The organism is Nesterenkonia sp. (assembly GCF_029265375.1).
GTDB lineage: Bacteria > Actinomycetota > Actinomycetes > Actinomycetales > Micrococcaceae > Nesterenkonia.
Window position 1 is genome coordinate 54,872 of the sequence record NZ_JAJUJJ010000008.1, and the last position, 21,785, is coordinate 76,656.

Annotated in this window: 16 protein-coding genes; 9 read left to right on the plus strand and 7 right to left on the minus strand. The window is 69.2% G+C overall.

Annotation, left to right across the window (positions count from 1 at the left end; genetic code table 11):
* Nucleotides 1-3: 3 nt before the first annotated feature.
* The 6 genes from Q1K09_RS05015 to Q1K09_RS05040 are packed head-to-tail and all read left to right on the plus strand — an operon-like array spanning nucleotide 4 to nucleotide 8,110.
* Nucleotides 4-1,251, plus strand: a complete 1,248-nt coding sequence (locus Q1K09_RS05015; protein WP_300343764.1) for a glycosyltransferase — start codon at nucleotides 4-6, stop codon at nucleotides 1,249-1,251.
* Nucleotides 1,241-2,782: a glycosyltransferase family 4 protein gene (locus tag Q1K09_RS05020; protein WP_300343765.1), complete on the plus strand. Its 1,542-nt coding sequence runs from the start codon at nucleotides 1,241-1,243 to the stop codon at nucleotides 2,780-2,782. The genes Q1K09_RS05015 and Q1K09_RS05020 overlap by 11 nt, the downstream gene beginning before the upstream one ends.
* Nucleotides 2,779-3,990 (plus strand): glycosyltransferase family 4 protein, encoded by a 1,212-nt coding sequence (locus Q1K09_RS05025; protein ID WP_300343766.1) that lies wholly within the window; start codon nucleotides 2,779-2,781, stop codon nucleotides 3,988-3,990. The genes Q1K09_RS05020 and Q1K09_RS05025 overlap by 4 nt, the downstream gene beginning before the upstream one ends.
* Nucleotides 3,991-5,883, plus strand: coding sequence for an ABC transporter ATP-binding protein (locus Q1K09_RS05030; RefSeq protein ID WP_300343767.1), 1,893 nt, complete (start codon nucleotides 3,991-3,993; stop codon nucleotides 5,881-5,883).
* On the plus strand, nucleotides 5,880-7,040 hold the full coding sequence (locus Q1K09_RS05035) for a phosphotransferase (protein WP_300343768.1): 1,161 nt from the start codon (nucleotides 5,880-5,882) through the stop codon (nucleotides 7,038-7,040). Before Q1K09_RS05030 ends, Q1K09_RS05035 begins: the two co-directional genes overlap by 4 nt.
* Entirely contained in the window at nucleotides 7,037-8,110 is a 1,074-nt protein-coding gene (locus Q1K09_RS05040) for a hypothetical protein (protein WP_300343770.1), read from the plus strand. The genes Q1K09_RS05035 and Q1K09_RS05040 overlap by 4 nt, the downstream gene beginning before the upstream one ends.
* A 9-nt stretch (nucleotides 8,111-8,119) precedes the next feature.
* Here Q1K09_RS05040 and Q1K09_RS05045 read toward each other — a convergent pair whose 3' ends face one another.
* Nucleotides 8,120-8,518 carry a hypothetical protein gene (locus Q1K09_RS05045; protein ID WP_300343771.1) on the minus strand — a complete coding sequence of 133 codons (399 nt, stop codon included), beginning with the start codon at nucleotides 8,516-8,518 and terminating at the stop codon, nucleotides 8,120-8,122.
* 118 nt (nucleotides 8,519-8,636) lie between these two features.
* Here Q1K09_RS05045 and Q1K09_RS05050 point away from each other — a divergent pair, with 118 nt between their 5' ends.
* Nucleotides 8,637-9,098 carry a hypothetical protein gene (locus tag Q1K09_RS05050; RefSeq protein ID WP_300343772.1) on the plus strand — a complete coding sequence of 154 codons (462 nt, stop codon included), beginning with the start codon at nucleotides 8,637-8,639 and terminating at the stop codon, nucleotides 9,096-9,098.
* Between the two features lie 10 nt (nucleotides 9,099-9,108).
* Here the strand turns inward: Q1K09_RS05050 and Q1K09_RS05055 are convergent, their stop codons facing one another.
* Both Q1K09_RS05055 and Q1K09_RS05060 read right to left on the minus strand, forming a co-directional pair.
* Entirely contained in the window at nucleotides 9,109-9,768 is a 660-nt protein-coding gene (locus Q1K09_RS05055) for a response regulator transcription factor (RefSeq protein ID WP_300343773.1), read from the minus strand.
* On the minus strand, nucleotides 9,765-11,300 hold the full coding sequence (locus tag Q1K09_RS05060; RefSeq protein ID WP_300343774.1) for a HAMP domain-containing sensor histidine kinase: 1,536 nt from the start codon (nucleotides 11,298-11,300) through the stop codon (nucleotides 9,765-9,767). Before Q1K09_RS05060 ends, Q1K09_RS05055 begins: the two co-directional genes overlap by 4 nt.
* A gap of 86 nt (nucleotides 11,301-11,386) precedes the next feature.
* Between Q1K09_RS05060 and Q1K09_RS05065 the strand changes: the two genes are divergently transcribed.
* A complete protein-coding gene (locus Q1K09_RS05065) occupies nucleotides 11,387-12,613 on the plus strand; it encodes an aminoglycoside phosphotransferase family protein (RefSeq protein WP_300343776.1) in 1,227 nt (408 codons plus the stop codon).
* A gap of 257 nt (nucleotides 12,614-12,870) precedes the next feature.
* On the plus strand, nucleotides 12,871-13,119 hold the full coding sequence (locus tag Q1K09_RS05070) for a WhiB family transcriptional regulator (RefSeq protein ID WP_028463811.1): 249 nt from the start codon (nucleotides 12,871-12,873) through the stop codon (nucleotides 13,117-13,119).
* A 38-nt stretch (nucleotides 13,120-13,157) separates the two neighbouring features.
* On the opposite strand, the gene Q1K09_RS05075 is transcribed toward Q1K09_RS05070, so the two are convergent.
* From Q1K09_RS05075 to Q1K09_RS05090, 4 genes are read right to left on the minus strand one after another with little or no spacing between them, the layout of a single operon-like run.
* Nucleotides 13,158-14,732 (minus strand): sensor histidine kinase, encoded by a 1,575-nt coding sequence (locus Q1K09_RS05075; protein WP_300343778.1) that lies wholly within the window; start codon nucleotides 14,730-14,732, stop codon nucleotides 13,158-13,160.
* Nucleotides 14,733-14,743: 11 nt separating this feature from the next.
* Complete coding sequence (locus Q1K09_RS05080) at nucleotides 14,744-19,612, minus strand: NAD-glutamate dehydrogenase (RefSeq protein ID WP_300343780.1); 4,869 nt, start codon at nucleotides 19,610-19,612, stop codon at nucleotides 14,744-14,746.
* 45 nt (nucleotides 19,613-19,657) lie between these two features.
* Nucleotides 19,658-21,118 (minus strand): chromosome partitioning protein, encoded by a 1,461-nt coding sequence (locus Q1K09_RS05085; RefSeq protein ID WP_300343782.1) that lies wholly within the window; start codon nucleotides 21,116-21,118, stop codon nucleotides 19,658-19,660.
* Complete coding sequence (locus tag Q1K09_RS05090) at nucleotides 21,118-21,777, minus strand: SAF domain-containing protein (RefSeq protein ID WP_300343784.1); 660 nt, start codon at nucleotides 21,775-21,777, stop codon at nucleotides 21,118-21,120. Before Q1K09_RS05090 ends, Q1K09_RS05085 begins: the two co-directional genes overlap by 1 nt.
* Nucleotides 21,778-21,785 lie beyond the last annotated feature (8 nt).

Here is a 21,785-nt window from a genome sequence, read left to right on the forward strand (position 1 = left end):
GCTATGAGCATCACAGTCGCGATGTATTCGCACGACTCAGTGGGTCTGGGGCACGCCCGGCGCAACCGGGCCCTGGCGCACGCCCTGGCCGCAGACCTGCCGCGGATCACCGGCCAGCGGGTCAGGGGCCTGCTGATCGCCGGACACCCGGGAGCCACCGCCGACACTCTGCCCGAGGGCTGGGACTGGCTGGTGCTGCCGGGATTCACCCGCACCCAGGACGGCTACCAGTGCCGCAGCCTGGATGTGAGCACCGAGCGGCTGTGGCACCTGCGCAGCTCCACCGCAGCAGCCGCACTGGAGGCGATGAGCCCGGATCTGCTGATCGTGGACCGGCACGCCTTCGGCGTCGACAATGAGCTGCTGCCGGCCCTGGAGACTCTGCGCGCGGTGGGGACCCGCTGCGTCCTGGGCATGCGCGAGGTGCTGGACTCCCCCGACGTCGCCCGCCGCGAATGGGCCCGGATCGGCGGCCCGCGTGCAGTATCTCACTACTACGACTCGCTGTGGATCTACGGCGACCGCAGCATCTACGATCCGGTGGCCACCGGCGAGATCCCGCCCGAGCTGGCCGGACGCACCCGCTTCACCGGCTACCTCTCCCACGGCCGGCCGGAGGACCCGCTGACCCGATCCAGCATCCGGGCCGAACAGCCCTACCTGCTCACCATGGTCGGCGGGGGCTCCGACGGCGGCCCCATCGGACTGGCAGCCGCCCAGGCCACGCTGCCCGAGGGGCACCAGCACCTGATCCTCACCGGCCCTCAGATGCCGGCGGCCGACCATGACCGGATTCTGGACGCAGTGCGCAGCAGCGGTGCTGAGCGGGGCCGGATCCGCGTGACCCGCTACGCCCCGCACGTGCCGATGCTGGTGCGCGACGCCGCTGCCGTGGTCTCCATGGGCGGGTACAACTCCCTGGCCGAGATCATGGCCACCACCACCCCGGCCCTGATCGTTCCGCGCAGCGCCCGCCGCCAGGAGCAGCCCCGCCGCGCCGCGGCGCTTGCCGCCGCCGGAGCTGTGGAGACCCTTCCCCCCGAACAGCTGACTGCCGAGACCCTGACCAGCTGGTACGCCGACGCCGCCCGCCGCAGAACAGTCCGCGACAGCGTAGACCTGGACGGGCTGACCCGCATCGGCGACTTCGCCGCCGACGAGCTTCCCCCTGACACCCCCGGTGCGGCCGCCCAGTTCGCCGCGGCCGCTGCCGAACAGAACCACGAGAGGTCGATTCCCCATGCCCGCTGAGCCGCAGCCCACCGCAGAGCAGAGCCCGCAGCCCGGCGCACCTGATCCGGTGCCCGCCGTCGCGCACGCCGCAGCTGAGTCGGCCGCCCCCGCGTCCCCGCAGGCCGGCCAGCCCGGCACGCCAGTGGTCGGCTACGTACTGAAGATGTATCCGCGCTTCTCCGAAACGTTCATCGTCTCCGAGATCCTAGCCCGTGAGGCCGCCGGCGAACGGATCGTCATCTTCTCCCTGCGCACTCCCACCGACGCGCGGTTCCACGCAGAGCTGGCCAGGGTCAAAGCACCGGTGATCCAGATCCCGCGCACCTCCAACGCCTCCAAAATGTGGGAGCGCATCGGGGAGGTCGCCGGCCAGCAGGATCTTCAGACCGGCATCGCCCGTGCTCTGCCGGATCTGCTGGCCAGCGAGAGCGACGACGCCTTTCAGGCGGTCATGCTCGCCCAGGCCGCCCGGGAGGCAGGGGTGACCCACCTCCATGCTCACTTCGCCTCGGTGGCCACCACTGTGGCCCGGCTGGCCGGGATGATCGCTGGACTGCCCTACTCCTTCACCGCCCATGCCAAGGACATCTTCCACGAAGAGGTCGACCAGCAGCTGCTGCAGCGCAAACTCGCCGAAGCCCACCATGCGGTGACCATCTCCGAGTACAACCTCCGCCACCTGCGCCGCTGCTTCCCCGACGCCACCGCCACGCTCCATCTGGTGCGCAACGGCCTGAACCTGGACCGGTTCCCCTACACCCCGCAGCGACCGCAGCGCGCCGTCCCACGCATCCTGGCGGTGGGCCGGCTGGTGGAGAAGAAGGGCTTCGGCCTGCTGATCGACGCGGTGGCGCAGCTGCGCAGCCGCGGCATCCGGGTCACCGCCGACATCGCCGGGGACGGGCCGCTGGCGGCGGAGCTGGAGGAGAAGATCACCGCCTATGACCTCCACGACGACGTCCACCTGCTCGGCCCGCGCACACAGGCTGAGATCACCGAGCTGCTGGGCAGCCACGACGTCTTCGCCGCGCCCTTCGTGATCGGCAGCGACGGCAACGCCGACGGATTGCCCACCGTGCTGCTGGAGGCTATGGCGCGCGGCATCCGCTGCGTGGCCGCCGACGTGACCGCAGTAGGCGAAGTCATCCGCGGCGAGCCGCACAGCGCTCCGGACTCCGGCCCCTGGCGCCGGGAGACCGGCTGGCTGGTGCCCACCGGCGACCTTCAGGCACTGACTGAGGCGCTGGCTGAGGCTGTGCAGCCCGGTGACCACACCGCCATGACCGATGCGGCCCGCCGGCTGGTGGCCGAGCAGTTCGACTCACACCGCCAAGCCCAGCAGCTGCGCGCCCTGGTGGCCTCCCCCACCGGCGCCGCTGCGCCGCAGAACGGACGGCAGCAGACCGAACCCGGCACCGCCGCGCGCAGCGCCCCAGCCGCCCCGGCGGCGGCCATCCCCGCAGCAGAGGCCTCCCGCGCTGAAGCCCCCGCCAGCCTCGCCGCGGATCACGCCCTCGGGGCCCCGGAGGGCCGGGAGGTGCGCGTATGAGGATCGCCTATTTCCTCGCCGACCCAGGCATCGGGATCTTCGGCACCAAGGGAGCCAGCGTCCACGCCCAGGAGATGATCCGGGCCTTCCGGCAGCTGGGCCACGAGGTCACCGTCTACTGCACCAAGCGCGGCAACCGTGCCGGTGACCCCTCCACTGAGGCGGTCCCGTCGGACCTGCGCACCCTGCCGGTCTTTGAGGTCCCGGTCACTGGAGCCAAGGGAGCCGCTGAGCGGGAGCAGACCGTGGCCCGGGCCTCGGCCCGCATGGCCGCGCTGGCGGCCGACGGCGGCTATGACCTCCTCTACGAGCGGTACTCGCTGTTCTCCACCGCCGGAGCCCAGCTCAGCCAGCGCAGCGGTGCACCGCTGGTGCTGGAGGTCAACGCACCCCTGCTGGCTGAGCAGGCCGCCCACCGGAGCCTGCACGACACCACCGGGGCCATGGACGCCACACTGCGCAGCGTCACCGAGGCCGCACTGGTCTCCTGCGTCAGCGAGCCGGTGGCCGACTGGGTGCGCTGCCTGCTGGCACCCGAGCCTCAGCAGGCCCGACCTGCCGTGATGGTCACCCCCAACGGGGTCAACACCGACCGGTTCACGCCCAGCGCCGGCCCAGGGGATCGGTTCACGGTCGGCTTCCTCGGTACCCTGAAGCCCTGGCACGGCACCGAGTCGCTGCTGGAGGCCTTCGCCTCCGCGGGCGCACAGAACCGCAGCAGCTGGCGCCTGGAGATCCTGGGCGACGGTCCGCGCGCTGAGCAGCTGCAGTCCTCGGCCGTCCAGCTCGGCGTCGCCGACCAGGTGCACTTCCACGGCGCCCTGCCGCCGGAGCAGGTTCCACAGGTGCTGCGCGGCTGGGATGCCGGCGTCGCCCCCTACCCGGCGCCCCAGCCCGGGGACACCCACTACTTCTCCCCGCTGAAGGTCTACGAATACATGGCCGCGGGGCTTCCCACGGTGGCCTCCGCCGTGGGAGAGCTGCCGGGCCTGATCCGCCACGGCGTCACCGGCCTGCTGGTCCCCGGCTCAGACATCTCGGCCCTGGCCGAAGCGCTGGATGAGCTGGGCGACTCACCGCAGCGGCGCCGCGCTATGGGGGCGGCCGCTCGATCTGAAGCCGAGGCCCACCACAGCTGGGGCAGCCGAGCCGCAGCGCTGCTGGCCGCACTGCCCTCCCGCGCGGGAATACAGGAGGTGCGCGCCTAAATGTCTGACCAGAAGAAGAAGGACACCAAGATTCACCGCGAGGCGCTGCTGCGCACGCTGAAGATGGTCCTGCCCTTCCTCGACCAGCACAAGCTGCTGGTCGGCCTCGGTTTCCTCGCGCTGCTGGGCGACGTCGTCTTCCGGATTCTGGAGCCCTGGCCGGTGAAGTACGCGGTGGACACCGTCTCAGAGGCGCTGGGCGCTCAAGTCGCCGGTGTGGCCGCCACCGATGACAACGTCGGCCGGCTCATCGCCTTCTGGGCAGTGGCCCTGGCACTGATCGTCGCCGGCCGGGCCGTGTGCAACTACGCCTCCACCATCGCTTTCGCCAAGACCGGGGTGAAGGTGGCCGCGGCGCTGCGCACCAAGGTCTTTGACCACATCCAGTCGCTGTCCCTGCGGTACCACTCCAAGGCCTCCATCGGTGACACCTCCCAACGCCTGGTCGGCGATATGGGCCGACTGCAGGAGGTGGCCGTCACCGCCGGGCTGCCGCTGATGGGCAATCTGCTGACTCTGGTGGCGCTGTTCATCGTGGTGATCGTGCTCAACCCGATGCTGTCGGTGATCGTCCTGGTCACCGCCGGCGGCTACATGCTGGCCTCGCGGGCGCTGAGTCCGCAGATCACCTCGGCATCCCGGGCCACCCGCAAGGGTGAGGGACGGCTGGTCGGCGATGCCGCTGAGGCGCTGGCCGCCATCCGCGTGGTGCAGGCCTACGGGCTGGAGGACACAGTGGCCGAAGGGTTCTCCGCCGGCAACGCCAAGGCGCTGAAGGCCGGCATCCGGGCCCGCCGCCTGGCCGCCCGGCTGGAGCGCTCCACGGATCTGTTCGTGGGCATCGCCACCGCGGTGGTGCTGGGCTTCGGCGGATGGCAGGTGCTGATGGGCATGATGACCCCCGGGGATATGGTCCTGTTCCTGATGTACCTGAAGGTCGCCATGAAGCCACTGCGCGATATGGCCAAGTACACCGGCCGGATCGCGCGCGCCACCGCCTCCGGCGAACGGATCGCCGAACTGCTGGACGAGCCGGTGGAGATCACCGATCCGAAAGACCCGATGCCGATGCGTCAGGTCTCCGGAGAGGTCCGCTTCTGGGAAGTCAGCGCGGCCGACGGACGCGGCGTGCCGCTGTTCAAGGACCTCAATCTGCATATTCCTGCCGGCCAGCGGGTCGGGCTGCTGGGGCCCTCAGGAGCAGGCAAGTCCACACTGGCCGGCTATCTGCTGCGCCTGGCCGACCCGGACTCCGGCTCCGTGCTGGTGGACGGCTACTCCACCCGCAGCGTCGCCAAGGTCGATCTTCGCCGGAACATCGCCATCCTGCTGCAGGAGTCGGTGCTGTTCTCCACCACCATCGCGGAGAACATCCGCTACGGACGTCAGGACGCCACGGAGGACGACGTCGTCTCCGCCGCCCGCCGGGCCGGAGCCCACGAGTTCATCATGCGGCTGCCCGAGGGCTACCAGACAGTGCTGGGCAACCGGGGCGACACCCTCTCCGGCGGTCAGCGCCAACGCATTGCGATCGCTCGCGCCCTGGTCCGCAACGCGCCCATTGTGCTGCTGGATGAGCCCACCACCGGGCTGGACCCTGCCTCGAAATCGGTGGTGGAGTCCTCCATCCGGGAGCTCACCCGCGGACGGACCACTGTGGCGATCACCCATGATCTGTCCATGATCCAGGGCCTGGACCGTGTGCTGTGGCTGCAGGACGGCGCCGTGGTGGAGGACGGGGAGCCGCAGCGGCTGCTGGCCGACCCCCAGTCCAAGCTGGCGCAGTGGGCTGCTGCGCAGCGCAGGGCCGGCGAGTCACAGGGCAGCGACGCCCGACCCCTGCCCGGCGCCCATGACGTCCTGATCCCCGCACGGAAGGCGAGCACCAGATGAGCATCACCACGATTCCCAGTGCTGCTGCCGCCGATGCGTTGGCCGCCGAATCGGCAGGTCTGCCGTTTGCCCATGAGGTGCTGGACCCGGACGCTCTCTCCGAGCTGCTGCAGCGGCCGGTGCGCATCACCCATCTGCGGATCAAACCGGGCCACTCGGTGGTGGCCGCCCACACCGACCAGTCCGGCCGGGCCGGCTGGACCATGCTCACCAATGACCCGGACAAATACGGCAAGGCGCTGAAGCGCGCGGCCGACCACGCGCTGGACATCCTGGTCCACCGCACCGAGCCGGGAATGCTGTACTCCGGCGACGTGTGGGCCGACACGGATCTTGCCAAGGAGCTTGCCGCCGCACGGGAAGCGACTGGGGAGCAGGCGCAGTGGTCAATCCTGCGCTTCAATCCCCGGCGCCGCGTGGTGGCCTGCGTTCAAGGGGCCGGCAGCCCCAAAGTGGTGCGTGTGCTCTCCGACAGCACCGCTGCCCTGCTGAGCATCGCGGCCCGGTGGCGCCATCTGGGCATACCGGTCACCAACGCCAAAGCGCTGGGCCGCCGCGGCACAGCGGTGTCCACCCCGCTGTGGGGCACAGGCGACCTGGCCGCCGTCCCGCACCCACCAGCCGCGGTCACCGCCGGCGCCGCCCTGGCCCGGCTGCACGCCGCCGAAGCTCCCGCCGAGCTTCGCCGCACCCCGGCCGACCCTGGACCGGCCGCCGCCGGAGTCGCCCGGGTCGCCCCCTGGGCGGCACAGCATGCCGAGGAACTGGCCGCGCGCCTTGCCGAGCGGCTGACCCCCCTCGAGCAGCTGCCGGCGGCCGAGGTGCACGGGGACCTCTCCCCGGACCAGGTGATCCTGGCAGCGGAGGGAAGCCACAAGATCCGTCTGATCGACATCGACCGTGCAGGTGCCGGACGGCCGATGCGTGATGTGGGCAGCTGGGCCGCCGCGTGCCGACGAGATCAGCAGCCGGAGCTGCTGGAGGCCTTCCTGGCCGGCTATGCCGAGCACGCACAGGTGGACCGTGCCGAGCTGAACACCTGGGAGGCCTACGCCCACCTGGCCAGCGCCGCCGATTTCTTCCGCCGCCGCGATCCGGCGTGGCCCGCGCTGACCGCCCGGTCCCTGACCTTCGCTGAGGAGGCACTCAACCGATGACAGCATCCCCCATGGACACCGCCCCCATCCCGCGCCGCTGCGCCGCCCAGCCGTTGCCGGACCCCGAGACCCCCACTGAGGAGGGAGTGATGCGGCTGCGGCGGGCCTGGCCGGTGCCCGGCGCTGACGAGGCCGTGCTGGCTGTGGAGCTTGAGCAGGAGGACGGCACCATCCGGGCAGGCTGGTGGTCCCGGTCTCAGCTGCAGCTGCTGCAGCCCGGCCAGGACCCGAAGCTCCGCACCCTGGCCGACTGGGCCGACCAGGGCACGGTGATCTCCCACCGTCCCGGCAAACGAGCGGTGGTGAGGCTGGATCCCCCCACGCGGTACGTCAAGGTGGTCCGGCGGGGGAAGGCCTCCGGGATCACCGACGGCATCGCCCGAGCGGCAGCCTTCCAGGGTCCCTTCCGCACCCCCGAGGTGCTGGAGTCCACCGACTCCACAGTGACCTTCAGCGCCGTGGAGGGCCGCAGCCTGCACCATGCCGAGGAGTTCACCCATCAGGAATGGACCCAGGCCTGGTGTGCAGTCACCGAGGCATGGCGAACTGGAGCCTCAGCTGAGCCTCAGCGGGGCACCAAGGCGCTGGTGCACCGCGCGGAGGCTGAGGCAGGGGTGCTGCGCCACTGGCACCAGCTGGTCTCACCCTGGCTTCCCGACGCCGCAGCAGCCGAACGGACGGTCGAGCGCGTCGTGGGGCTGCTGCGGAATCTGCCCGAGGAGCAACTTCGGCCGGCTCACCGTGACCTGCACGATAAGCAGCTGCTCTACTGCCGCGAGGCTGGTCCCGGCCTGCTGGACGTGGACACCGCCTGCCTGGCCGATCCTGCCCTGGATCTGGGCAACTTGCGTGCGCACGCCGCTCTCCGGCAGCTGCAGGGGCTCTGGTCCCGGCAGCAGGCCGAAACGGTGAGCTTCTGCGTGGACGAGACCGCCGAACAGCTCAGCGTCCCACGCGGTTCTGCAGCGGTCTATGAGCAGGCGGCGCTGCTGCGGCTCGGCTTCGTCTACGCGGTCCGCCCGCAGTACGCGGACGTGGCCGCCCGGCTGCGCCGGCTGGTCAGCGACTGACCTGGGGTGTCATGCCGCCGGCCGCTGCAGCCACTGCTGCACCGGCCGGGTGAACAGCAGCACCAGCACCGCGGCAGCAGGCAGCAGGAAGATCACGCCGACCAGCACCGCACCGCCGGCGAAGAAGCTGAAGGAGAGCACCACCAGCAGCAGCTGCAGCACCATGGCCGGCGTGCGGGCGGCCGGGGCGCCGGCCAGGATCCGGAACCCCAGCAGCATCAGGACCACACCGGAGAGCACATAGATCACCACCAGCGCGATCTGTCCGGCCGCGTCCAGCACCTGCGCGCGGGACGCCAGCGCTTCGGCAAGGGTCAAGAGGATGACAGCGGCCCCCTGCGCAAGGAGAATCACACAGATGATCCACACAGCAGCCGGGCGCTGCGTGCCGGGGGCGGTCTCAGACATGGTGACCATTCAACCAGATGAGAGCTCTCTCATCGTGTTCTCCTCAATGTCTCACCGAAGCCGTCCAGAGTAGAGACGTACGGTCAGCAGAACTAGGCATTCAGGAGCGGAGAACATCATGCCCCGACAGGCCCCTTGGGTGATCACCGGCGCGCTGAGCATTGTGGCCCTCGGCGGCGGGACCGCGATCGTCAGCGCCACCAATCAGAGCACAGATCTGGACCTCGGGCCGGCCATGGAGGTCACCACCGCCGCTGAGACCAGTGCCTCCCCCGCCGGCACTGCGGCGCCGACCACAGCTGCTTCGGCCACCACAGCAGCCACTGCGACCACGGCTGCCGCGCCGAGCACCTCACCGACGCCGACCTCCGCTCCCACCCCGGAGAGTCCGGAGATCTCTGCGGCACCTCAGACCACCCAGGCACCTCCGCCGCCGCAGACCACCCAGGCTCCGCCCCCCACCACGGTGAACCCTGCGCCGCCGTCGACGTACCACGCGCCGCTGAGCACGGCCTCGGGTTGGGCTCCGGTCACGCCGGAGAGTTGGTCAGCAGCGTCTGCGCCCTCTGCAGACAGCTGAGCCTGCTGCTTCAGACCTCCAGTCGGTAGCCCACGCCGCGGACGGTCCGGATTGCGTCGGGGCCTACCTTGGCGCGCAGGTAGCGCACATAGACGTCCACCAGATTCGATCCCGGGTCGAAGCTGTAGCCCCACACCATCTCCAGCAGCTGCTCGCGGGAGAGGACCCGACCGGGGTGACGCATAAATGTCTCTGCCAGGGCGAACTCCCGGGAGGACAGTTCATGCTCCACTCCGTTGACGCTGACCTTGCGTGAGTGCAGGTCCAGCACCAGCTGACCAGCGCTGAGCGTGGTGGGCTCCTCTGCCGAGCCCCCGCGCAGGCGCAGCCTGATCCGGGCCAGCAGCTCATCGATGCTGAACGGCTTGGCCATATAGTCATCAGCCCCGGACTCCAGCCCGGCCACGGTGTCGGCCGGAGCGTCCCGGGCGGTGAGGATGATCACCGGCGCGGTGAATTTCCTCGCCCGCAGCCGGGACAGCAGCCGCAGACCATCCTCGTCGGGCAGACCCAGGTCCAGCACCGTCAGGTCCACGCTGGTGTTGAGCGCGTATTCGAAGCCCTCCCCGGCAGTGGCGGCCCGGACGGTGGCGTATCCGGCAGCGCGCAGCCCCTTCTCCACGAAGGATGCGATGCGGTCCTCGTCTTCGATGATCAGGATATTGGTCATCCGGTGGACTCCTCCCGGCTCGGGCCGTCAACGGCAGTGTGGGGCAGCACAATAGTGAAGGTGGTTCCTGCGCCCACTTCGGACTCCACCTCCACAGTTCCAGAATGGGCGCGGGCGATCGCATCCACAATGGGAAGACCCAGTCCGGATCCGGGGGTCGAGGTGTCGGTGCGCTCAAACCGGTCGAAGATCCGTTGGATGTCCTCCTCGGCGATGCCTCGGCCCTGATCGCGCATCCGCAGGCGCACTTCGCCGTCGCTGATCTCCGAGCCCAGAGCGACCACCGATCCCGGTGGGGAGAACTTCACCGCGTTGGCCGCCAGCTGCAGCCAGGCCTGAGTGATGCGTTCACGGTCCAGCAGGGCCTCCCCTTCGGCGCGAGCGTCGATCAGCCAGCGCCGATCTCCCAGTCCGCGGGCCTTGTCATAGACCTCATCTGTCAGGGTCCCCAGCTCCACGGGTGAGGGGTGCACGAACTCGGGGTGCTCTGCCTGCGCCAGCGTAGTCAGGTCGTCGACCACGCGGTTCATCCGCTTCAGCTCATCCAGGGTCAGCTCGCGGGTGGCGATGACGTCGTCGCGGTCGCCGGCGTCGAGCACCTCCAGGTGGCCTCGCACAATCGTCAGGGGGGTGCGCAGCTCGTGGCTGACGTCGTGGATCAGCTGGTCCTGGGCGCGGAAGGCGCCCTCCAGCCGGTCGAGCATCTCATTGACCGAGCGTGTCATCGCCGCCAGATCGTCGCTGCCGGTGACCGGGATCCGCTCCGAGATATCCTCCTTACCGATCTGGCGGGCCGTAGTGGCCAGAACCCGGATCGGATGCAGCAGCCGTCCGGCGACCAGCCATCCGACAATCCCCACTACCACCAGCGACAGCAGAGCCACCAGCGCATAGGTGAGGAAGCCTTCGGAGAAAACACCTTTCTCTGCGGAGAGGTCATAGGCCATCACAAAGGCCGCCACCTCGTGATCCACGCCATCGATATCGGTGGCCTGGCCGGCGGCGTGCACCGGCACCACCGCCACACGGTAGGTGGTCGTCCCGGTGGTGACGGTGGTGTAGCTGGCCCGTTCGGAGACCGCATAGTCATACAGGTGCTCCACGAGTTCCCTGTCCCGCTCCAGGAACACCCGGGACACCGGAGAGGTGAAGCGGACCTTGCCGTCGACCATGCCGACGATGCCCTCATTCCGGGTGGGAATGATCCGTTCCATGGCTGTGCGGACCAGGTCTGCCGGCGAGGCGAAGCTCTCCCCGGTGGCGGGATCCACTCCCACCTCATGCAGTTGGCGGAACTGCTCAGCATCGGCCTGCAGCTCCGCGTCGATCCGCGCCTCCACCTGGATCTGCTGGATGATGAAAGCTGTGTAGCCCGCCACCCCCAGCGCCAGAGCAGCCAAGCCGATGACGGCGGCGAGGATACGCACCCGCACGCTGAAGCTGCGCAGCCGCCGCCACCGGCCCGGGCGGTCCTCAGCTGCAGGCAGCGGCTCAGTCGTCTGCTGATCCTCAGGGCTGGCGGGCGCGGTCACGCATGACATTTTCTCATTGATGACCCCATTTTTGCTCGGCAAAAGCCATGAGAGTTTTCTCATCGATCACGTGCCAGAATGGCGCCATGAATTGGGAGCTGGAGCGGCTGCTGCGCAGCCAGCAGGCCGGGGAGCTGCTGGCTGCTGCCCTGGCCTCCTCCGGACTGGACCTGCAGGACTGGGCCCTGGAGCGGGTCTACTCCCGCCCTGGTGAACACGGAACCGCTGAAGTCTCCGCCCGCTTCCGAGTGCGCACCCAGGGGGCGGAGGTCACCCTGATCGCCAGCACCCGTGAACTCAGCGACGATCAGCGTGACGCACTGGGAGCGGTGCGCTGCGAGTCCCCGACCGGGACGCTGCACGTCTGGGCCCACCCGGTCGACCCTGAGCTGCCCGGACTGGCCGTGGCGGAGGACCCTTCTGCACTGGCCCAGCGCCTGGGCCCTCTGCTGGGCGTGGAGGTCGAGGTGGCGGCGGTGCAGATGCTGGTGCTGCGGCCGCTGCGCCGGGCTGTCTACCGGGTGCGGGTGATCTCCGCCCTCGGCGAGCGGACCATGTATCTGAAGGTGGTGCGCCCCCGCCGAGCAGGCGAGCTGCTGGCGCGGCACCAGGCATGCCGGCTGGCTCCGCGCGCCGCCGACGCTGGTGACGGCGTGGCGGTGATCGAGCAGGCCGCAGGGCGCAGCGTCACCGATCTGCTGCACCGCCCCACCTCGCCTGCCCCGGGGGTGCGGATCGCACCGGAGGCAGTGCTCACCGCCCTGGAGAGCCTCGCGCCGTCGTCCCTGCAGTTCCGCCCCCGCCCCGCGCCGGCGGTGCGGCACCGCAGCTTCGCCCCGGCGCTCTCCGCCATGGGCGCCGATCCGGCACGCCTGGCGCGCCTGAGCGACCGGATTGATGCGGCGCTGGACCCTGACCCGAGTTCTGAAGTGCCTACCCATGGTGATTTTCATCCGGGCAATCTCTTTCTCACGGAGGACGGGACCCGTCCGGCAGCACTGATTGATGCGGATACCATCGGGCCGGGGAACCGGGCAGATGATCTGGCCATCTTCTTCGCGCATCTGACGGCGCTGCCGAGCTTCGATGCCTCCGGGTATCAGGATGTTCCGGTCCTGGCGGCTGAACTGTGGGAGGCGGCAGGCGCAGAGGCGGCTGACCTGCCGGGCCGGATCGCGGCCGGCGTGCTGTCCCTGGCACCGGGCGCCGGCTCCGCCGCGCAGCTGGAGCAGCTGGTGACCGCTGCCGAGACGGTCCTGGATAAGGGCATCAACGCTGCTGTGCGTATAGGTTTCTCCCCGAACGCCGCCTGAGAATGTGATCAATCACACATAGTTTCCGCAAAATTTACCGGGTGAGAGGTCTTGTTTGCTTTGCCGTAACATGCCAGCCTTGATATGTACCCAAGCGAGTACGGAACTGAGCGGACCTGATACCGGTATGATCCGGAGCCTCGCAGTCACTCGCGCAGAAGAGTCCAGATCCCGGCCCGTTCACCGTAGCCGCCGATGCACCCAAGCCACGCCTGACGCGCTCTTCACGGCGTCGGGCTCAAGGAGTAGTGATCGCCATGGATTGGCGCAGCCGAGCAGCGTGTCTGGACAAGGACCCTGAGCTTTTCTTCCCGGTGGGCAACACCGGACCCGCGCTGCTTCAGATCGAAGAGGCCAAGAGCGTCTGCCGCCGCTGCCCTGTGATGGACACCTGCCTGCAGTGGGCACTGGACACCGGGCAGGACGCCGGCGTCTGGGGCGGAATGAGCGAGGACGAGCGCCGAGCCCTGAAGCGGCGTGCCGCCAGGGCCAGGCGCGCATCCTAAGCGACTCAACCGGCCCCTGACCCTCCCCTCATCAGCTCTCAGCGGTCGTCCTTTCCTTCGGGAAGGGGCGGCCGCTGTGCTGTTTGGCCCAGTATGGGGGCGCGCAGGACCACTCGGGTTCCGGGACGTGGAGCCTGCGGATCTCTGGGCTGCCACTCGATGGAGCCGGAGAGCTCCCCGCGCACCAGCGTCCGCACGATCTGCAGGCCCAGACCGGGTTCCCAGCCGTCGGCGGGGACTCCGACGCCGTCGTCGGTCAGTTCCACGTCGAGACGCTGCCGCCCGGCGGCGTCGGCATGGCGCTGGACATACAGGTCCACCTGCAGCGGCTGCTGGCCGTCCCCGGGCCCATGCTCAACGGCGTTGGCCACGATCTCGGTGATCACCAGCGCCAGCGGTGTGACCATATCCGGAGGCAGCTGACCGAAGCTGCCGTGCAGCTGGGTATGGGCCAGCGTCTGGGCGCCGGCGGACTCCGATGCCAGGGCCATCTCTGCGGCCAGGCGCATCTGGCGGCGCATCAGCTCGTCGACGTCGACGCTCTCCTCCAGTCCCTGGGACAGTGAGTCGTGGACCATGGCGATGGTCTCCACTCGCCGCTGGGCCCGTCGCAGCCCCTCGCGGCCCTCAGCGGACTCCATGCGCCGCGACTGCATGCGCAGCAGGGCGGAGACGGTCTGGAGATTGTTCTTCACCCGGTGGTGGATCTCCTTGATGGTGGCGTCCTTGCTCATCAGCTGCTTCTCGCGCCGACGCAGCTCGGTGACGTCGCGGCAGAGCACCAGCGCCCCGAAGCGCTCGGCGCCGCGGAACAGCGGGATGGAGCGAAGGGTCACGACGGCGCCGTGGGCCTCCAGCTCTGCGCGCATCGCTCTGCGGCCGGTGAGCATCATCGGCTGGGACTCGTCCACCGCCACCCCGGTGGCGCGCTGCAGCTCAGCACCGATGCCGGCCAGCGACCGGCCCTCCACAGTTTCCTGAATCCCCAGGCGCAGCAGGGCCGAGACGGCGTTGGGGCTGGCGAAGGTGATCTTGCCGTCGGCATCCAGCCGCAGCAGCCCGTCACCTACACGCGGGGCGCCGGAGTATCCGGTGAACTCCTGGCTGGTGTCCGGCCAGGCCCCGCTGGCCACCATGCTCATCAGGTCCGCGGCGCAGCGGCGGTAGGTCAGCTCCAGGCGGGAGGGGGTGCGCAGCGCCGCCACCGAGAAGTGCAGGGTCACCACTCCCACCGTGCGTCCGGCGCGAACCAGCGGAATAGCGGTGACCCGCATCCGCGCCGGGGAAGGCTGTCCCTGGTCGGAGGAGTTGGTCTCGACCTGGGACACCCAGGCCCGCTCAACCATAGTGCGCAGGTCAGCGCGGATCCGGTCGCCCACCACGTCACGGTGGATCAGCGTCTGGGTGGTGGAGGGCCGGGCCTGGGCCAGCGCCACATATGACCGCCCGGCTGGGTCGACCATGCCGTCGTCGGTGTGCGGGAACCACAGCACCAGGTCGGAGAAGGCCAGGTCGGAGAGCAGCTGCCAGTCACTGACCAGGGCGTGGAACCATTCGACGTCGCTGCGTCTCAGGTGGGGGTTCCTGTCCAGCCGCTCGCTGAAGGACGCCATGGCCGCCCCGGTCAGGCTCCGATGAGCCCGCGCAGATGGCGCAGCAGCACCGTGATGGACGCGATGCTGTGCTCATCGCGGCTGCGCACTTCGGCGAGCAGCCGCTCCGAGCGGCGCAGCGAAGGCGCGTGGTCCTGCTTCCAGCTCTCCAGCCGCTGCTGGGCCTCGGCGGACTCAGTGGTGGTCAGGACCGCCTCGGTGATCTCCCGAAGCGCATGGTAGAGCTCGTCCCGCTGGGCCCCGCGGGCCAGCGCCTGCCACTTGTCCCTGCGCGGCAGTCCGGTGATGGACTCCAGCACGGTGTCGGCGTCGAAATCGGCGTAGACCGCATAGTAGACCTCGGCCACCTGCTGGGAATCCAGCTGCAGCTTCTCGGCCAGGGCGGCCACATCCAGCAGGGAGAAGGCCTCGAACAGTTCGGAGTACCACTGGGCCAGCTGGGGGTCCATGCCTTCGGCCTCGGCCTCTGCGCGTTTGGCAGCCACCCGCTCTGCGTCGGCACCGACCAGCAGCTCGGTGACCCTGCCGTAGAGCGGCTCAATGTGGGCGGCGTAGCCGGCGATGTCCTCGGCCAGCGAGCCGGCAGGGATGTGGTTATTGATGAACCAGCGCACCGCGCGGTCCAGCAGGCGCCGCATATCCACGTACACCGGCGCCCAGGATGAGGTGGGGAAGTCCACCGGCAGCCGGCGCATGCTGGCGTCGAACTCGTCGAGCCGGAAGATCTCCCGGGCCATCAGGAAGGCCCGCATCACCTGCTCCTCTGAGGCGAAGGTCTCCTCCATCGTCCGGAAGACAAAGGTGGATCCGCCCATATTGACGGCGTCGTTGGCGATCACATTGGCGATGATGCGGTGCTGCAGCGGGTGCCGCGACAGCTGCTGGGCGAACCGCGAGGTGATCTGCTGCGGGAAGTACTCCTCCAGCACCTGGGCGAACCATGGGTCCGCGGGCAGATCCGAGGCCACCAGAGCGCCCTTGAGCTGAATCTTGGCGTAGGCGGCCAGCACTGAGAGCTCTGGGGCGGTCAGCGGAGGGACGCCGTCGGACAGCCGCTGCTGCATATCCTCATCGCTGGGCAGCACCTCCAGCTCGCGGTCCAGACCGGCATGCTCCTCCAGCCAGGTGATCAGCCGCCCGAAGCTGGGCGACCAGTCGGAGAGCCGCTGCCTGTCGGTCAGCAGCAGCACATTCTGGTCCCGGTTATTGCGCAGCACGTGCTCGGCGACCTCATCGGTCATCTCCTGCAGCAGCGCATCCCGGGCGGAGGCCTCCAAGTGCCCGGAGTCGATCAGCCCGGAGAGCAGGATCTTGATATTGACCTCATGGTCAGAGGAGTCCACACCGGCGGAGTTGTCGATGGCGTCGGTGTTGATCAGCACACCGTGCTGCGCGGCCTCGATCCGGCCGGCCTGGGTCAGCCCCAGGTTTCCGCCTTCGGCGACCACTTTGGCGCGCAGCTGGCTGCCGTTGATGCGGATGGCGTTGTTGGCCCGGTCCCCCACCTCTTCATGGGTCTCGTGCTCGGCTTTGACGTAGGTGCCGATGCCGCCGTTGTAGAGCAGGTCCACCGGGGCTTTCAGCAGCGCGGAGATCAGCTCCGGAGGAGTGAGGGTTTCGGCTTCGATGCCGAACCGCTCACGCATCTGGTCAGTGATCTCAATGCTGCGCGCGTTGCGTGAGAAGACTCCGCCGCCTGCTGAGATGAGGTCCTGGTCATAGGCGTCCCAGCCCGACTTCTCGGCTTCGAACAGCCGGCGTCGCTCCTGGAAGGAGCGGGTGGCGTCGGGATCGGGGTCGATGAAGATATGCAGATGGTTGAAGGCGGCCACCAGACGGATGTGCTCGGAGAGCAGCATGCCGTTGCCGAAGACATCGCCGCCCATATCGCCGATGCCCACCACGGTGAAGTCCTGGCTCTGCGTGTCATGGCCCAGGCTGGCGAAGTGGGACTTCACCGACTCCCACGCGCCGCGGGCGGTGATCCCCATCTCCTTGTGGTCATAGCCGGCCGAGCCGCCGGAGGCGAATGCGTCGCCCAGCCAGTGGCCGTACTCCGCGCTGATCTCATTGGCGGTGTCGGAGAAGGTGGCAGTGCCCTTATCGGCGGCGACCACCAGATAGGAGTCACCGCCGTCGTGGGCGACCACGTCCTCCGGGGTCACCACCTGCACACTGGTGCCGTCGTCGGAATCTGCGGCGACCTGCTTATCGGTGATGTCCAGCAGTCCGCGGATGAAGGTCTTGTACGCCTGGCGGCCGGCTTCGAACCAGGCGGCACGGTCGGTGCGGGGGTCCGGCAGCTGCTTGGCGTAGAAACCTCCCTTGGCGCCGGAGGGCACGATCACCGAGTTCTTCACCATCTGCGCCTTCACCAGGCCGAGCACCTCGGTGCGGAAGTCCTCCTGGCGGTCCGACCAGCGCAGTCCGCCGCGGGCGATCTTGTCGAACCGCAGATGGGTGCCCTCCACATACGGGGAGTAGACCCAGATCTCGTGGGCTGGTCGCGGCTGGGGCGCGGAGTCGATGTCGGCAGGACGCAGCTTCAGCGACACCCAGTCGTGGCCCTGGTAGAGGTTGGTCCGGTCGGTGGCGTCGATGAGGTTCAGGAAGGTGCTCAGCACACGATCGGCATCCAGGGTGGTGACCTGCTCCAGCGCCTCGAGTACCTTCTGCCGGCAGGCGGCGACGGCGTCGGCGCGCGAGTCCCCGCCGGTGTCGGTTCCAGCGGCGGAGCTGCCCAGCTGCGGGTCGAATTTGGCGGTGAAGTAACCGATGAGCGCCCGGGAGACCTCCGGATGGGCCAGCAGCGCCTCGGCGAGGAAGTCGTAGGAGTGCGGGCTGCCCAGCTGGCGCATGTACTTCGCGTAGGCGCGCAGCACCGTGACCTGACGGATGGTCAGCCGCAGCCGCAGCACCAAGCGGGAGAAGACATCGGACTCCACCCGGCCGGTGAGCACATGCTGGTAGGCCTCTTTGAACAGTTCGATGGTGGCGTGCGGGTCCACCGACTCGGGATAGCACAGGCCCAGGTCGTAGAGGTAGAACTGGACGGAGTCGCCGGTGGTGAGCGTGTAGGCCCGCTCGTCGAGGATGGAGAGGCCGAAGTCATCGATGATCGGCAGGGTGTCGGTGAGCGTCTTGGACTCGGTGAGGTAGAGCTTCAGCCGCATATCGGCGGGGTCATCGCCCTCTGGGGCGTAGAAGTACAGCCGGGGGCCCTGCTCCGGCTGGGCCTCCAGGGTTTCGAACTCCGCGGCGTCGTGCAGCGCGTCGGGGACCTCGTAGAGCACCCGGTAGTCCGGCGGGAAGGCCTCTCCCCAGCGGTGGGAGATCCGCTGGGCGTGGGCGTCGGAGTACCGTTCTGCGGCCTCCTCGGCGATGCCCTCGCCCCAGGACCGGATCACGCGGGCCAGTTTGGCCTGCAGCTGGTCGGTGGTCAGCTCCAGCTCCCCGGCGTCGTCGCGCAGCCGCATGCGGAAGAAGACTCTGGCCAGCACTGAGTCGGAGAGTCGGACGTTGAAGTCGATGGACTCGGCGTCGATATGAGCCATCAGCTCGTTCTCCACGCGACGGCGCACCGCCGTGTTGTAGCGGTCGCGCGGGAGGTAGAGCAGCGCGGTCATGAACCGGCCGTAGTGGTCTTTGCGCAGGAAGAGCTTCACGCGGCGGCGCTCCTGCAGCTGCAGGATCTGCCATGCGACGTCTTCGATCTCGCCGATGTCCATCTGCATCAGCTCATTGCGCGGATAGGTCTCCAGGATCTGCACCAGGTCGCTGCCGGAGTGCGAGTCCGGGCTGAAGCCGGACCGGGCCAGCAGCTGCTTGGCCCGCGAGCGCAGCAGCGGGATGGTGGCGATGGATTGGGTGTAGGCCCGCTGGGAGAACAGACCCAGGAACCGGCGCTCCCCGGTGACCTCGCCGTCGGCGTCGAAGACCTTCACCGCCACATAGTCCATGTAGGTGCGCCGCCGCACGGTGGAGCGGGAGTTTGCTTTGGTGATCACCAGCGGCTTCGGCTGCCTGGCCCGGGCGCGGCCGGCGGCTGAGAGTTCGGAGAAGCTCTTGGGCTTCGGGGTGCCCTTGACATCGGAGAGGATGCCCAGCCCGGTGCCGGGCACCGGCTCCAGACGGGCGCGATCGGCGGAGCCGTCCTCCGGCCAGGTCAGTGAGTATTCGCGGTAGCCCAGGAAGAGGAAATTGCCGTCGCCCATCCAGTCGACCAGCTCAGCCGACTCGTCGCGGTCGGTGACATTGTCGAGTTTGCGGATCTCTGCGGCGGCCCGATGCGCCTGTGTGATCATCCGTTCCTGGTCGCTATTGCTGAGCTGGACGTCGTTGAGCACTCGGTGCAGCCCGGCGATGAGCTCTTCGGCCGCTTCGGGCTCGATGACTCGGTCCAGCTCCACCGCGATCCAGGACTCCACCTGTGTGCGGTCGTTCTCATCGAGCAGGGAGCTCAGTGACGGCATGGTCTGCGTGTCGCCGGAGGAGAGCGACCGCGCCTGGGTGGGCACGGCCTTGACCGTCTTCAGCCCCCGGTCGGAGGTGGAGCGGGTGGTCAGCAGGATGGGGTGGACCACCAGGGAGATGGCGTGGCCGCAGCGGGTGATCTCCGCGGTGACCGAATCCACCAGGTACGGCATATCGTCGGTGACCACCTGCACCACGCTGCGCCGCCCCAGAGTATTCACCGCAACCGCCGGGTCGGAGTCGGTGCGGGAGCCGGCCAGGCTCACGTGTGCCTCCAGCTGGCGGCGGCGCTGCTCCTGGTCCAGCTTGGCGAGGTCCTCCTCGGCGATATGTGCGAAGTAGGCGTCTGCGAGATCGTCGAGCTCCGCATCGTCGCGGGTCCACAAAGTGGGGGGCAGATCAGCCATGGGGTGCCATCATCCTTATTCCTCGGCGGTGAGACACCCATCACCTTACCGTTTGGAGACGGTCGATTCGACTGGGCGGCCGGGTGTCCTGCCCAGGCTGGGCAGCCGGAGCCGCAGACGGCGCCGCGGCGGGATCTCGATGCCGGCCAGCGCGGCGATCTGCCGCCGCAGCGGGGAGTCCTCTGCCGCCTCGGCGAGCACCTGACCTGCCCGCAGCGCGGCTGCGCAGGATGCGGGGTCCCAGGCCAGATAGGCGTGCAGCGCCGGGGCTGGCCCCAGGTGCTGCCACGCTTCGGCGAGCTGGCCGCGCGGGGATCGTCCGACGACGTCGCGCCGCAGCTGGGTGACCACCGGGGTGGGGTCTGCGGCCTCCGGGAGCAGCTCGCCGAGCTGCTGAACGGACTTGATCAGCCGCGAGAATCCCACCGGATCGCTGCTGCCCAGGGTCAGCACCGTGTCTGCCGTCCCCAGCACGGTACGGGCGGCGGCGTTGCGCTGCGGGGCTCTGGAGTCCGGATCGACGCCGGCGTCGGGTTCGATCCAGGGGGCGATATCCACCACGATGTGCTGGTAGTCGGCGCGGGCCTGGGTGAGCACCGACTGCAGGCCGTGGGGGCGCAGCTCGGTCCACCGCTCCGGGCGGGGCAGGCCGGTCAGCACATCCAGGCGGCGTCCCTGAAGAGTCACCCCGGTCACCGCGGACGCCAGTGCCGCCGAGTCCAGCCGTCCCACTTCGGCTGCGCGGCAGGCCTGGGCCAGCCCGGCTGACTCCTCCATCAGTCCCAGATGCACCGCGACGGAGGCGGCATAGGTGTCAGCATCCACCAGCAGCGTCCGGGCTCCGGTCAGCGCAAGCTCTGCGGCCAGGTTCACCGCTACTGTGGTGCGTCCCGGTGATCCGGCCGCGCCCCAGACAGCGGTGATGCCCTGCAGCCGGACGGCGCTGAGCCCTCGCTCCGGACCGGTCGCGTCCCCGCGCTGCTGCGCCTCAGCGACCGGTTCGGCCGCTGGCGCCAGGCCGCTGCTCTCCATCAGCTGTTCGAACTGCTCGTCGGTGCCGCTGCCGGCCGGCTCCTCCTGTCCCCCAGCAGGTGCGGGGTACCGGCGGCCGACGTCGCGGTGGTCAGCCTCGCGGAACTGATCGGTGCCCTCACCTGCGGAGCCGTCCCCGGTGCCGGCCAGCAGCTGGGCTAGGGCCTCAGCCTCGACGCTGTCTGCACAGGTGACCGCCCCCAGCGCGGCCAGCCGGTCCCGTTCGGCCGCCGCGTCGGAGATGACCACTACGCGCAGCCGCTGGCCCAGCAGCTCGGCGATCACTGAGGCGGTGAGCTTCTCCGTGGAGCCGATCAGCAGCACGGCATCGGCTCGGTAGGTGCGGGCTGCGGCGATCAGTTCGGCCAGATCTGCGCAGCGGCGGTCCACGGTGACCGGGGTGTGCAGACGCTCCAGGGCGGTGACGTGATCAGTCTCCAGCTGACCTGTGGCCAGCACTGAGCAGCGCTGCATCAGACGGCGTCCTCTCCGGCCGGCACCACCGAGACCACTGCCCCGCTGCCCGTGGCGGCCAGCAGATCGGTCAGCTCCTCGGCGGTGACCAGCATCTCCACGGTGACCCACCCGGAAGTGCCGAATGCGGAGCTGGATTCGCGGATATCGGTGACTTCGGCGCCTGCGGCCAGCAGGGCCACGTCCGGCTCCTGCTCGGCCGAAGCTGCTGGAGTCACCGCCCAGACGTCCACCAGGCGGCCCGGCTGAACAGCCCGGGCCAGGTCGTGGTCCACCTGCACGGTGACTGCCTGCCGGCCGGACGGGTCCTCTTCGGCCAGCGCGGAGGCTGGGAGCAGCTCGCCGGCTTCCACCCGCCGGGTCAGCCGCATACCCTCGGGCACCTCCTGCTCGCCGGAGAGGTAGTGCTGGGCGGCGTCGGGAATACGCACGCGCACAGTGCGCAGGTCTTCGGTGCTGAGCTGGTCTCCGGTGCTCAGCGGCCGCTCGGCCGCGTAGACGGCGACTGTGCGGTCCTGGGATACCAGCAGACCCATCACTCCGGCCGCGGAGAGCAGCACGATGAGCAGACCGACGAGCAGCCGCGGGTCCCGCCAGGAGGGGCGCCGCAGGCGCAGGGCCGATGACGTTGCTGTCTTCTCTTGGGTGACCTGACTCACGTTCTTCA

Coding starts and splice junctions, on each gene's coding strand:
- Q1K09_RS05075 (WP_300343778.1), bottom strand. CDS start 14,732: ATGGCGTCCTTCAGCGAGCGGCTGGACAGGAACCCCCACCTGAGACGC.
- Q1K09_RS05020 (WP_300343765.1), top strand. CDS start 1,241: ATGCCCGCTGAGCCGCAGCCCACCGCAGAGCAGAGCCCGCAGCCCGGC.
- Q1K09_RS05050 (WP_300343772.1), top strand. CDS start 8,637: ATGCCCCGACAGGCCCCTTGGGTGATCACCGGCGCGCTGAGCATTGTG.
- Q1K09_RS05040 (WP_300343770.1), top strand. CDS start 7,037: ATGACAGCATCCCCCATGGACACCGCCCCCATCCCGCGCCGCTGCGCC.
- Q1K09_RS05080 (WP_300343780.1), bottom strand. CDS start 19,612: ATGGCTGATCTGCCCCCCACTTTGTGGACCCGCGACGATGCGGAGCTC.
- Q1K09_RS05025 (WP_300343766.1), top strand. CDS start 2,779: ATGAGGATCGCCTATTTCCTCGCCGACCCAGGCATCGGGATCTTCGGC.
- Q1K09_RS05015 (WP_300343764.1), top strand. CDS start 4: ATGAGCATCACAGTCGCGATGTATTCGCACGACTCAGTGGGTCTGGGG.
- Q1K09_RS05070 (WP_028463811.1), top strand. CDS start 12,871: ATGGATTGGCGCAGCCGAGCAGCGTGTCTGGACAAGGACCCTGAGCTT.
- Q1K09_RS05065 (WP_300343776.1), top strand. CDS start 11,387: ATGAATTGGGAGCTGGAGCGGCTGCTGCGCAGCCAGCAGGCCGGGGAG.
- Q1K09_RS05085 (WP_300343782.1), bottom strand. CDS start 21,118: ATGCAGCGCTGCTCAGTGCTGGCCACAGGTCAGCTGGAGACTGATCAC.
- Q1K09_RS05045 (WP_300343771.1), bottom strand. CDS start 8,518: ATGTCTGAGACCGCCCCCGGCACGCAGCGCCCGGCTGCTGTGTGGATC.
- Q1K09_RS05035 (WP_300343768.1), top strand. CDS start 5,880: ATGAGCATCACCACGATTCCCAGTGCTGCTGCCGCCGATGCGTTGGCC.
- Q1K09_RS05030 (WP_300343767.1), top strand. CDS start 3,991: ATGTCTGACCAGAAGAAGAAGGACACCAAGATTCACCGCGAGGCGCTG.
- Q1K09_RS05055 (WP_300343773.1), bottom strand. CDS start 9,768: ATGACCAATATCCTGATCATCGAAGACGAGGACCGCATCGCATCCTTC.